11 protein-coding genes are annotated in these 12,666 nt (G+C 59.4%); 2 read left to right on the top strand and 9 right to left on the bottom strand.

Annotated features, from left to right (window positions below):
• Window positions 1–162 precede the first annotated feature (162 nt).
• On the top strand, window positions 163–1,329 hold the full coding sequence (locus ACX9NZ_RS04995) for an RlpA-like double-psi beta-barrel domain-containing protein (protein WP_407495483.1): 1,167 nt from the start codon (window positions 163–165) through the stop codon (window positions 1,327–1,329).
• 176 nt (window positions 1,330–1,505) lie between these two features.
• Here ACX9NZ_RS04995 and ACX9NZ_RS05000 read toward each other — a convergent pair whose 3' ends face one another.
• From ACX9NZ_RS05000 to ACX9NZ_RS05035, 8 genes are all read right to left on the bottom strand, one after another.
• Window positions 1,506–2,969 (bottom strand): sulfatase, encoded by a 1,464-nt coding sequence (locus tag ACX9NZ_RS05000; protein ID WP_118653719.1) that lies wholly within the window; start codon window positions 2,967–2,969, stop codon window positions 1,506–1,508.
• 69 nt (window positions 2,970–3,038) lie between these two features.
• Window positions 3,039–4,967 carry a beta-glucoside-specific PTS transporter subunit IIABC gene (locus tag ACX9NZ_RS05005; RefSeq protein WP_118653720.1) on the bottom strand — a complete coding sequence of 643 codons (1,929 nt, stop codon included), beginning with the start codon at window positions 4,965–4,967 and terminating at the stop codon, window positions 3,039–3,041.
• Window positions 4,968–4,982: 15 nt separating this feature from the next.
• Window positions 4,983–5,816: a PRD domain-containing protein gene (locus tag ACX9NZ_RS05010; RefSeq protein WP_158574821.1), complete on the bottom strand. Its 834-nt coding sequence runs from the start codon at window positions 5,814–5,816 to the stop codon at window positions 4,983–4,985.
• A gap of 317 nt (window positions 5,817–6,133) precedes the next feature.
• Complete coding sequence (locus ACX9NZ_RS05015; RefSeq protein ID WP_407495487.1) at window positions 6,134–6,436, bottom strand: PTS sugar transporter subunit IIB; 303 nt, start codon at window positions 6,434–6,436, stop codon at window positions 6,134–6,136.
• Window positions 6,429–6,761 carry a PTS lactose/cellobiose transporter subunit IIA gene (locus tag ACX9NZ_RS05020; protein WP_407495489.1) on the bottom strand — a complete coding sequence of 111 codons (333 nt, stop codon included), beginning with the start codon at window positions 6,759–6,761 and terminating at the stop codon, window positions 6,429–6,431. Before ACX9NZ_RS05020 ends, ACX9NZ_RS05015 begins: the two co-directional genes overlap by 8 nt.
• A gap of 8 nt (window positions 6,762–6,769) precedes the next feature.
• The gene (locus ACX9NZ_RS05025; RefSeq protein ID WP_302742841.1) at window positions 6,770–8,260 is read right to left on the bottom strand and encodes a sulfatase-like hydrolase/transferase; all 1,491 of its coding nucleotides are present in this window, start codon (window positions 8,258–8,260) and stop codon (window positions 6,770–6,772) included.
• 6 nt (window positions 8,261–8,266) lie between these two features.
• Window positions 8,267–9,565 carry a PTS sugar transporter subunit IIC gene (locus ACX9NZ_RS05030; protein WP_118653725.1) on the bottom strand — a complete coding sequence of 433 codons (1,299 nt, stop codon included), beginning with the start codon at window positions 9,563–9,565 and terminating at the stop codon, window positions 8,267–8,269.
• Window positions 9,566–9,746: 181 nt separating this feature from the next.
• A complete protein-coding gene (locus tag ACX9NZ_RS05035) occupies window positions 9,747–10,514 on the bottom strand; it encodes a MurR/RpiR family transcriptional regulator (protein ID WP_118653726.1) in 768 nt (255 codons plus the stop codon).
• A 115-nt stretch (window positions 10,515–10,629) separates the two neighbouring features.
• Here ACX9NZ_RS05035 and ACX9NZ_RS05040 point away from each other — a divergent pair, with 115 nt between their 5' ends.
• Window positions 10,630–11,718 carry a radical SAM/SPASM domain-containing protein gene (locus tag ACX9NZ_RS05040; RefSeq protein ID WP_302742845.1) on the top strand — a complete coding sequence of 363 codons (1,089 nt, stop codon included), beginning with the start codon at window positions 10,630–10,632 and terminating at the stop codon, window positions 11,716–11,718.
• A gap of 111 nt (window positions 11,719–11,829) precedes the next feature.
• On the opposite strand, the gene ACX9NZ_RS05045 is transcribed toward ACX9NZ_RS05040, so the two are convergent.
• Window positions 11,830–12,630, bottom strand: coding sequence for a sulfite exporter TauE/SafE family protein (locus ACX9NZ_RS05045; RefSeq protein WP_118653728.1), 801 nt, complete (start codon window positions 12,628–12,630; stop codon window positions 11,830–11,832).
• Window positions 12,631–12,666 lie beyond the last annotated feature (36 nt).

The raw sequence follows: 12,666 nt of genomic DNA on the forward strand, positions 1-12,666 counted from the left end.
CCCGCGCCCGCGCCTCATCACCTCATGGCCGCACCGCCCAGCTCAAGGCACTGCGGAGCAAATCTAAAAGTCCAGAAATCACGCAGTCAAACCCTTAAGCTCAACTTTAAGGTGAAAGTTGAACTATACTGATGGGCGTTCACGAGAAAAGGTGGTCCGCCCATGAGTCTCCCCCAACGTCGTATCTCCTGCCGTTGCACCGCGCGCCTTGCCTGTACCCTCGGCCTCACCGGAGTCCTGGCCATCGGCGGCACGCTCGGCACGCTCGCACTCGCGCCGGAGCATGCGTACGCCGCGAGTGAGGAGACGCTGGCGGAGCTGCGCGCGCTGCAGTCTGAGGTCTCAAATGCCGCAGAGACCTACGCAGACGCTACAAGCAAGGCAGACGAACTCAACACTCAAGTCGATGCCATTGCCGATGAGATCCTCGAAATCGAGGAGGACCTTCTACCGGCACGGCAGCAGCGTGCGGCAAGCGCGGCAAGCGACCTCTATAAGACCCACGCCTCCAGCGGGAACATGATCGCCCTCCTGCTCAACGCGAGCTCTTTTGCAGACTTCATCAATCTCACCAAGTACTTGGGCACAGTCCAGGACGCCAACGTCGCGGCACTCAACGAGCTCGATGCCCTCGAAGAGAAGCTCAATGGAAGGTTGGCCGAACTGAGCGAGGCGAAAGACCAGGCAGACGAAGAACTCGAGCGTGCCGCGACCGCGCTCGGTCAGGCGCAATCCGCCGCCGAGCAGCTGCAGGCCAAGGCCAATGCCGAGGATGCGGAGGAGGCCGAGATCGCGCGCAAGGCAGCCGAGGAGGCGAAACGTCTCGAAGCGCAGCAAAATGCCAATCAAAACTCCAATCAACAGCCTTCGAGTGGAAGCGACCAGGGAGGCTCCCAGGACGGATCGACGTCTAGCGGTGACCAGAACGCCAACCAAGGCAATGGCAACCAGGGAGGCACGAGCGGAAACCAGGGCAGCGAAGGCACTGGCGGCAGTGGCAACAGCGGCAACAATCAGGGCGGTTCGTCCGATTCCACCGGTTCCTGGATGACGGGCGTCGCATCGTATTACGGCATCGGTGACGGATTCATGGGAGGCACCACCGCCAACGGCGAGAAGGTGACCGAGACCTCCATGGGCATCGCCATGCTGAACGTGCCCTTCGGGACACGCGTCGAGATTCGCTACGGCGGGCGCTCCGTCATCGCCTATGTCAACGACCGCGGGCCGTACGCGCACGGGCGCGTCATCGACATGCAGCCCGCCGTCGCCCGAGCGCTCAATTTCCTGAGCGTGGGCGTTGGAACGGTGCAGTACCGGTTCCTGTAAGGAGCTGTGACACGCTTCCCCGCCCGTGCATATCATCCCATGCTCAAACAGTCCTGCTCACGACGGAGAGCCCGCTGGGCTCTCCTGTTCGTGCGGAACTGCGCGTGGGACGATATGCACGGGTGGGGCTCCCTATTCGTGCCCCATCCGTGTGGGGTGCCAAGCCCCATAAACTACTAAGCAGTTAGGCCAAGCCGCTCGAACTCCTCGGCGGGAGCCTCCACCGCGCGCATGCCGTTCACGAGGGCGGAAATCATCCGTTCCTCAACGTCGGCGTCCTCGATGCGCTCCTCGCCGTCCCGGACGTCCCACAGGGAACTGCCGAAGCTGTGCGAGTTCATGTACGTACGCGACCCGCACTTGAGGTACGGCCAGCCGTTCGAGAAGCGATCCCCCTCCACCAGCTCGGCGCTTTCGATCTGCTCGCGTGAGAAGAATCCGCGGATGTTCGTGGGCATCAATGTGCACTCCACGAAGGGCTCGTTGTCCTCTCGTGCCGCAGCGCGCATGTACACGTAATCGCCGTCGGTCACGCACACATGGTTCCCGTGGGCACCGAACAGCGCATGCTCATGACCCGCGGCGCCCTCACGCACAACGGGGAGCAGCGACGCTCCGTCCATGTTGACAGCGGAATCGACGCCGAACCAATCGAGCAATGTTGGTGCGATGTCGATGGTTTGACACAATTCCGCGCTTCGAACGCCCTCCGCAGCCCCGGGCACGTGAATGAAGAACGGCGTATGGATGATTTCCTGGTGCATCGGCCAGAAGTTCTTTCCGAGGTAGCCGTGCTCGCCGAGCAGAAATCCATGGTCGGTGTTGACGATGAGAAGCGTGTCCTCCCACAGGCCATAGCCGTCGAAAGCGTCGAGAACCCGTCCGAGCTGCGCGTCGCACAAGGAGACCAGGGCGGTGTACTCACGACGGCACTCCTCGAGCTCGCTCGCGTGCGCCCCGGCATCAACCGCCGCATAGGCCGGCCAGTTGAGTCGCGGGGGATCGGTCAGGCCGACCGCAGCTCGATACTCCTGGGGAACATAGAACGGCTCATGGGGATCAAAGCACTCGATCTGCACGAACCAGTCGTTTCGAGAGGCGTGAGCGGCGAGGAAATCTAGGCCGGCGCCGACGGTGAGAACGGTCGACATGTCCTTCTCAAGAGGCTGACGCGACTTATTGGCCTCGTGCTGAAGCGGACTCGGCCCCTTCGCTTTCTGCAAGGACGACATACCTGTGGGAAGGCCCTCGACAACGTCGCGCGGTGCCCAGCGATCCCCCTCCTGCCCACGGAAGCCCTCCCATGAGCTGTAGCGGTTGTGGTACGTTGCGCCGCCGTCTTCCCAGTAATGGGAATGGTCGGTTACGAGATGCGCGTACGTACCGGACTCGTCAAGCGCCTGAAAACAAGAGTAGTCGAACGGCTCCAGCGGGCCCCAGCTGCGGTGCAGGAAGTTGTAGCGCCCCGTGTGGAGCTCGCGGCGCGCGGGCATGCAGGGCATCGAGCCGCCATAGAAGCGGTCGAAGGTGCAGCAGCGCTCGGCAAGGCGAGAGAAATTCGGAGTAAGGTCTGGATTCGCGCCATACGGCGACAGAAAACCTCGTGAAAGCGTGTCGAACATGAGCATGACGGCTCGCATGACAGACAACCTCCTCAGCAATTGCGCGGGGCACGGGCGAACACCCATGACCCCGCACGATGAAATCGGCTACACGAGAACCGCGAGAAGCTCGCGATCAGTGGCAGCGGACGGCTCCTGAGAACGCACCACATCTTGGAAGCTCGCGGAGTTGGACACGAGGAAGATGACGGTGTCGTCATATCCCTCGGCAGCGAGAAGACTGCGGTCGAATTCGATCAGTGGCTGGCCTTGCGTAACCTTATCGCCAGCATTTACAAGCTTCCTGAATCCGCGGCCGTTTAGCTGAACGGTATCGATACCAACATGGATAAGAAGCTCCGCACCGGAGGCGGTGGTGATGCCCACGGCATGTCCCGTCTTGAAGAGCATGCTCACCTCGCCATCGGCAGGAGCAACGATGGTCCCTTCGCTCGGCTTGACCGCAACGCCTTTACCCACAGAACCGGAAGCAAACACCTCATCGTCAACGTTCTCGAGCGCAACAACACTACCTGCGACGGGAGCGACGAAAATCTCCTGTTTCACGGTATCAACGGCATCCACATCGGATGTGGCATCAGCGATGTTCTGAGCAGTGGCAGAAGAGGGCACTCCGAAGAAGAACGTGAGCAAAAAGCCCATTGCCATGGCAACCCCGAGAGCAACGAACACGCCGTAGAAGGTCATATCGAGCTCAGGTGAAGCGGGGTTGATGAAAGCGGGAATGTTGAAGAAGCCAAGCCCGCCCTGGGTATAGCGCATGCAACCAAAGAAACCAAGGATGGCGCCGCCAACAGCAGAGGAAACCAGCGTAAAGGCGAAGGGGCGCTTGAGGGGCAGCGTCACGCCGTAAATCGAAGGCTCAGACACACCAAAGAAGCTGGAAATGGCGGCAGGAAGCGCGACGGACTTGAGCTTCTTGTCCTTAGTACGCAGGTACACGGCAAGCACAACTGCCATCGTAGTGAACGGGACAGCGGCCATATAGCATGTCAGGTTCTCGTAACCCTGAACCATAAGGCTGTTAAGGGCAATGGGCGCAAAGGCGTGGTGCAGGCCAAAGACCACGAGCACCTGCCACAGACCACCAACAAGAACACCGGTAAGAACAGGGCTGAACTGCTGGACAGCGGTGATGCCTGCGGCGATGAGCTGACTGATCCAGGTCACGACGGGACCCACGAGCAGAAGCGTGAGCACGACGGTGATGGACAGGGTCGCAGCGGGAACGACAAACATCTTCACGACATCGGGAACGATCTTCTTGAAGAACTTCTCAACGCGGGCACCGAAGAACGTGGCGGCAATGATGGGCATGACGCTCGAGGTATAGCTCACCATAAGGACAGGGATGCCCAGGAAGGTCGTGGTGACGTTCGTAGCGATGGGCGTACCCTCGAACAAGGTGAATAGAGGCTCGGCAGCCTTGAGGCCCACGATGGTGGGATGCACGAGCGTGGCGCCAATTGCCATGCCGAGAAGCTTGTTCATGCCGAACTTCTCTGCGGAAGTGTAGCCGAGGAAGATCGGGAAGAAGTAGAACAGCGAGTCGCCGGCGGCGGAGAGAATCTGGGCAAAACCCGAGGTGGGGTCGAGCAACTTCATGGCCGTGCAGAAAGCCAGCAAACCCTTTATGATGCCGCAGCCCGCAAGCAACGGAATCGTGGGCGTCAGGATAGCCGAGATCATATCGACGATGCGGTCGAACGCGCTCTTTCCCTCGTTGTCGCTGACGTCGGAAACGTCACTCGCGGAACTGGCGAATTTGCCGAGCTTCATGACGGCGTCGAATGCATCCTCGACGTCATTGCCGATGACGACCTGGTACTGGCCGCCCTTCTGAATGACATCGATGATCCACTCGTGATTCTCGAGGGCCTCGGTGTCGGCGCGGCTCTCGTCTTTCAGCTTGAAGCGAAGACGGGTCACGCAATGACGCAGTGAGACGACGTTCTCGGTTCCGCCCACATGGTCCAAGACGAACTTGGCAAGGGCGTCGTAGTCTTTTTTAGCCACGGGTTCCTCCCAGCCTTATGCTCGATTGAGCAAACGTGCGATATGGATGATGAGGTAGGTGATCTCCTCATCCCCGATCGAGCGCTCGAGCTTGCCCTCAACGAACGCGCGCACATACTCGGCGACGGAATACGCCTCCGGATAGCTCTCCCTCACCATCTTCGACAGGGCGCTGGGGACTTGCGTCTGCTCGCCACCCAGCACGCGCTGCACGAAGAAGCGCACATGCACGGCCAAACGCTGATAGTCAAGATCGCCCTCGCTATATGCGAGATGCGCTTGATACCGAATGATCTGCATGACCTGGTCCATGAGCCTGAGCCCATCGATTCCTTGACGGGACCCAGCACCCTCCTGCTCCGCGTTGATGAGATGCAAGGCGATCGAAGCGGCCTCGGCGTCGCCGAGCGTCCCCTCGATGCCCTCGAGCTCGTCATCCAACAGCTCGATCGCCTTTTTGCCCACCTCGAACTCGCGGCGATAGTACTGGCTGATCTCCCAGGTCAGCGAGTTTTTGGGAAGAAGCCCCTTCTGTGCGCGCTCGTGAACATATGCGACGTGGTCGGTAAGCGCGATGTAGATGGAATCAGCAAGGCGAACCCCAAGTGTGCTCTGAGCATAATCGACAATCTCCCGGGCAAGATCGAAATACCGCTGCGGAATCGCGTTAACAAGCTGATACAGCTGACTTTGCTGCTCGACGGACGTGAACACGCGCTCGATCTTGTCCTCGGGAATCTCGCCGCCAAGCTCAACGTAACCGATGCCCAGGCCGATGACCACGAACTCGCGGCCCTTTTCATCCCGCGCAACGGCGACGTTGTTGTTGAGCGTCTTGGCGAGCCTCACGGCTTCACTCCTCCCCTGTTCGACATCGTGGTCTGCAAAACGAAAAACCCGGGCTGATAGAACCATCCCCCATGGGATCATTCTATCAACCCGGGTCCTGCCTGTTGTTCACAGTTACACGCCCTGTTGACGCACGATATACGATTGAATGGTTCTTTTGTACACCTTTTTCCTGATGGTTTGCAAGCGCATCAGATTGCATTGCTGCAAGCGGTTGCTGCAGACCGGCGAACGGCAAAACGGGGCTTCGATGCAAAACCGGGTTGATGACCTTATAAAGGCATCAACCCGGGCAAGATCAATCGCCGCGTTTGCCGCTAGTCCCCAAGAACCTCGCGGACATGCTCAATGACGCCGACGCCGTTCATGGTGCCGTACATGACCGTATCAATCGCCTCAACCGGCTTATCCGGGAACAAGGCCTTGACACGGTCGACCTCAAAGCGAACCGGCGGGCCAAGCAAGATGAAATCCGCATCCCCGCCGAGCTTGGACGCCTCGGCGACGGCATGGGCCGCAATCTCGACCTCATAACCCTGGTCAGCGGCGGCCGCTTTCATACGCTCTACCAGCATGCTTGTGGACATGCCCGCGGCACAGAACAACTTGATGTTACGCATGGATACAATCCTCCATCTTCTTGTAAACGTTCACAATCTTACGGGCAAGGATCCCAAAAGCCTCAGCGCTCATGAGCTGGTCCTCGGCGTGCATGAGGATGAGCGCGAACTCACTCGACTCCCCCGCCGCCTCTTTCTGAATCAACCCAAAATGTGCGTCATGACCGGCGCGGAACTGTTCCTCGCCCTCCTCTATAAGCTTCTCGGCACCCTCGAAATCACCCCGCTCGGCGCAATCAATCGCCTGGATGTAGCAAGAGCGCGCGGTGCCGACGCTCGCGATGATCTGGAAGCTGACCAGCTGCACCTCTTCGGATACGGCCATTGGTCCTCCTAACGCTTGTCGAACTTGGGCGGCACGTAATCGGCCGTCTCCATGTAGAACCTGAGCAGCCTGTCTCGAAGCTGCGCGGCGGATTGGGCGTATGCCGGATCATCAACAAGGTTGACGAGCTCCATGGGGTCCACCTCAAGGTCGTAGAGCTGGTCACCCTCGTACAGGCGCATGACGTACTTGAGGTTTCCCATGCGCACCATCGCGCCCTTGGTGTGTGCAGGTCCCTCCTCGTGTTGTGCGGATATACGCGGCCAGTATGGTGACTCGGGTCCATGTTCGGGCTCCATTGCTTGCCACTCACCGTGGATACGCCCGCCCTCGCAGAACATCGCATCATGCGGCGTGTCCTCACCGGAGATCGCCCCCATCAGGGAGCTGCCGAACTGCACGTATCCCAGGTCCACGCCGACAATCTCCGCAACCGTCGCGGGAAGGTCGATCAGACCGACAAGGCCGTGGCGCACGCCCGGCTCCACCGGCACCGACGCCGCAGGCTTGACCACAAGGGGCACGTTCGTCAAGGGGTCCTCGAAGGAGTTCTGGCACTTCTCTGCGATGCCGTAGTCTCCCGTCAGGTCGCCATGGTCGCTGAACGCGAAGACGTTCGTGTCGTCGTACAACCCGCGCTCGCGCAGCTTGTCGAGCACGAGGCCGAGCATGTGGTCCCAGCGCGCCACCATGCCGAGATACACCGCGCGCATCTCGTCATACTGGGGCTCGCCCCATCTCTTCATATCTTGGCGGTCACGAATGGCACTCAAGATACTCGCCTTGCCCTCCAGCGTCTCCACATTGGGGCGACGCGGCGGAAGGGCCGTACGATCGACAAGCGAATACCATGGCTCCTCACAACCGTACGGGGGATGCGGGAACGACAGCGTGCAGTAGATGAAGAAGGGCTTTTCCTGCTTCTCGGGGTCGATGGAGTCCAAGAACGCCAGGGCGGCATTCACGCAGTTCCAGTCGAAGTCGCTATTGAGCGAACCCTCGGGGTACTTCCCCTGGAAGAAGGAGTACTTGAGATCGTGCCCCTCGAAGACCTCGGGCACCTCGGGCGTGGGGAAGTTCTTCCCGCCGAAGTTCATCTTGAGACCCTCGACGCCCACCTTGTCGACTAGGTCGGTTCCATCGAAGAAATGGTCGCAATACGCCTCCTTGCTCCATGAGCCCGGGATGAAGTCGTTGCGACCGATCCACACGACCTCATACCCGGCCTCCTTCATGGTCTTGAGGATATTGGGATCCTCGCGATGCATCATGAAGTGCATCGTGCGGTGACCAAGCGTGTGGGGGTACAGGCCGGTCAAGAAGCTGCAGCGGCTCGGAACGCAAACGGGATTCTGGCAGTACGCGTCCGCGAAGGACACGCCCTCCTCCGCCATGGCGTCGAGGTTGGGGGTGCTCGCCGCCGGATTGCCCAGATGGGCCATTGAGTCCGCGCGCATCTGGTCCGCGACGAACCACACGATGTTGGAGCGATTGTCCATCAGCGCTTACGCCTCCTTGGCGGCTGCCTGCTCGTCGGCATATGCCTGCTTGTCGAGCATCTTGAAGAACGGGAAATAGATGGCGAACTGGAGGGCGACGAGAACCGCCTGCCAGATCATTGCCCGCCAACCGCCCGTAAGGAATCCGGACAGGAGCACAGGGGTACCGGTCTGCAGCTGCATTCCATTCAGAACGGGAACGAGCCCGATGGAAGTCACCGCGTAGGAAAGAACGAAGCTCAGGAGAGGCGTCAGGATCATGGGAATGAACATCATGACGTTGAGCATGAGGGGCATACCGAAGACGACGGGCTCGGAAACTCCGCAGAGCGCCGGGGCGATTGCCATCTTACCGAGGGACTTGTAGCGCTCGCTCTTGGCCACGAAGAGCATGCACAGAACAAGGCCGATGATGCCGCCGGACCCGCCGAGCTGGACGAAGGTGAACCACCACGTGTTGGTGAGGATGTTGGGCAGGGCCGCGGCGCCCGCTGCAAACGCATCGAGGTTCTCGAGGGCGGCGGGCATGTACAGCATGGTGATGAAAGGCATCGTGACCATACCGCCATGGATGCCGAAGAACCACAGCAGATTGCACAGAAGGACCAGGAGGCCGAAGGTGAGCGGGCTCTCGCTCAACGAGGCGAGCGGGGCCTTGAGCAAGCCATAGATCATTCCGTCAAAGGAACCAAAGGGGGTCAGGGCGCAGAGCTGGCGGACGATGACAAACAGGATGGTGATGCACAGCACGGGGATGATGCCGGCGAAACCCTTGGAAACGAACGGAGGGACGCCATCGGGCATCTTGATGGTGATGTTCCTCTTAATGAAGACCGCGTAGATGGCGGGAACGACGATACCGAGGATCATCGCGGAGAACAAGCCGGCAGACCCAAAGTAAGTCATGTCGATCATGTTGGCGACCGCGGTGCCGTCGGCAGCAATGCCGGAAGGAATGAGCAGCAGGAACACGAACAGCGAGGCTATTCCGATAATGGAAGACTGACCCTCGCAGTCAAGCTGCTCGGCCATGCATTTGCCTATGGCGAATGCGGCATACAGGGACAGCATGTTCGTCGTATACGTGGTCACATACGAGAACACCGTCTTGAGGCCATTCGCGGTGATGAACTCCTGATAGGGCGTAATGCTCAAGCCGGCGAGCAGCGACGCGATGGCGCCGACCATGATGATGGGCAGCAGCATGCCGAAACCGCCCGAAATGGCCTTCAAGACCTTGTTGTTGGAGAGCTTAGTCGCAAACGGGACGAGCGTCTTCTCCATCAGAGCTTGGAACTTCTCCATCTCTTCCCTCTTCTCTCGGTGCAGAAACACGGGAGCGATTCGGGCCCGGAACCGCTCTTCATCTTATAGAGTAGTCGATTTGGATATATGTCCGTTCTCTATTGGATATTTGTCCGTGAGTGGATAGTTTTCCACGATGAACGGCATGCTATGGATAGTTATCCATTTCATGCCGTTCACACTAGGAGAAATTTCGAGAGATGTTCAACAGGAGCATCTCTATGAACATGTAAACGATTACCTGGTCTTCGTAGAAGTTTATCGAGTCATCATGGCTGATCCAGGGAAGCACATATACCTCGGAAGCGTGCGGAACGAGGCTCGACCTGCCGTCCATGGTCACCAGATGCACATCGACCCCGCGCTCGCGCATCACATCCATATCCTCGCCATACATGCAATTACCTCGACCCTGCATGCTCAAGACGATGCAAACGTCTCCGCTCTCTAATATCGCTGCATCATCGGACATGACGATGGCGTCATCAGTCGGTTTATTGAAAATACCGAGTCTCGTCAGACGATGAGAAAGCTGCATCGCGCTCTGAAACGTCCTGTTCGACCCCCAAATTACAAGCCGCCTGGCCTGAACGATCGCCTCGGCGAGGGCGTCGAATTGCTCCTTGGAGACACACTGGGGAATCAGATGCATATATCGAGCATACGTGTCGACGAGCCTATTCGAATCGTCGTGATCCGCTTCCACAGAGGGGCTCTCAGCTGCCATCATGGCCCGGTTGAAGGAGAAGCGGAATTCGGCGAACCCATCATATCCGAGCTTTTGGCACATGCGGATAATCGCGGAGTTGGATGAACCGGTGAGCTTTGCCAGGTTGGTGATGCTGCTGCCCAACATGATATTCGGGTCGTTCAGGATCCGCTCGGCGGCCTTCAATTCTGATTTGGTGAGTGTAGGCAGAGCTCGACGCAGTTCATCAATGGGATTCATGGCCACTCCTCAAATTGGATATCTCTCCAAATAGTGTACCGCGCCCGAAGCCCTCGAAGCTCAAATCAACATGGTAGACTCCTCATCAGACCACAACGACCCGCTGCGAGGACCCATGAAGCACATCTCGTTTCTCATCAAACCCGCCAGCTCGACGTGCAACATGCGCTGCCGCTATTGCTTCTACGCGGATGTCGCAGAGCACCGCGAGACGGCGAACCACGGCGTCATGGAGGCCCCATGCGCCGAGGCCATCATCGATGCTGCATTCGCGCTCGGCCCCGACACCGAGGTGACCTTTGCCTTCCAGGGTGGCGAACCCACCTGCGCGGGGCTCGAGTTCTTCCGCTCGTTCTGCGCGCACGTCGATGAGGCTCGCGAGCGCCAGACGGTCCACTACGCCATCCAGACCAACGGTTACGTCATCGACGACACCTGGGCCGAGTTCCTCGCCGAGCACGACTTCCTCGTGGGCGTCTCCATCGACGGCTATCCCGAGATGCACGACTGGCTGCGACCCGATGCGCGCGGCGTGGGCACCATGGGCCGCGTGCTGGATGCTATATCGGCGCTGAGGCGGGCAGGCGCGGAATTCAACATCCTCACCGTCCTCACCGACCAGCTCGCCCATCACCCCCAAAAGCTCTACCGCTTCTACAAACAGCACAAGTTCGGCTTCGTCCAACTCATCCCCTGCCTGCCGGGACTCGATGAGACGAACGACGAGTACTCGCTGGAGCCCGAGAGCTTCGCGAGCTTCTACAAAACGTTCTTCCGCATGTGGCTCGAGGACTTCAAGCGCGGCGACCGCATGAGCGTGACGCTCTTCGACAACGTGATACCCCTGTTCGCAGGCGTTTGGCCCCAGCAGTGCGGCATGCTCGGGGCATGCGCACCGCAGTTCGTGGTCGAGGGCAACGGAGATGTGTACCCCTGCGACTTCTACGTGCTCGACCGATATTGCCTGGGCAACATCCGCGAAAACTCACTGGAGGACATGGCCACCTGCGACGCGCTCCGCACGTTCATCGCCGAACCCAGGCGCGATTGCACCCTGTGCGCGGACTGCCCCTTCGAGCGCATCTGCCACAAGAACTGCAAGCGCCTCAATACCTGCTACTATCGCGAGGACTATTGCGGATACCGCGACTTCCTCGAATACGCCGCCCCCGACATGATCGCGATTGCGCGCACGTTGCGCTAAAACGCTTCCAAGGGTTCGAGCACCCCACCTGTCGCCCGAACCCCAAAGCGGGCCCTTCCCCGTGTGGAGAGGAGCCCGTCTCTTCAGTGCGAGGCGATGGTGCCGAGCGATTTATGCCAGCACAGTGTACTTCGCGATGTTGTAGACATTGATAAGGATGATAACGACCATGAGGCCGATGAACAGTTTGTCGACTCGCTCGGAATCGATGCGCTTGTTCATAGCGCGACCGGCGACGCCGCCCAAAATGCCACAGGCAACCATGCCCGCAATCAACGCAATGCTAATGCTCGCAAGATCCATCGTGAGGATGCTGCGAACAGTGCTCGCAGCCTGTGAGAACAGGATGATATACAGGGAGTTCTGCGCGGCCTCCTTGGTTTCCATGCTGAAGAAATAATAAAGGACGACGAGGTTGATGGGACCGCCGCCGATACCGAGGAAGCTCGACATGATGCCGAGGAACAGGCCGATGACCGCGCACGCAAGGGCCCCGCTGACCCGCTTGGTGGCGATCTTCTCCTTATTGACGGTGTAGACGAGGGTTCCGATGGTGATGACCATGAGCACCGCAGCCTGCACCGCGCCGGCGGTATTGGGCGTGTCGAACAGGCCCTCGACCATGCTGAAGAGATCCTTGCCCACCAGGCCGCCCACTGCCGCGCCGATGGCAAGCGGCGTGGCGGTCTTGAAGTCGATCTGCGAGGCACCGGAGACGCGGGAGCGCAGGACCGAGTAGGCGGTCATGGACAGGACCGTGCATCCCGAGAGGAAATTGATGGTCGAAACAGGGAACACCCCGAGTGCGTCGAGCACGGGCTTGATGATGACCCCGCCGCCGATGCCGCAGATCGCGCCGATGATCGACGAGAAGAAGCAGACAGCGAACACTGCTGCGTAGATGATTGCCATCGATTGCCTCCGAACATATATACACATTTCGAACAT

Source organism: Collinsella sp. BM28 (genome assembly GCF_054551995.1).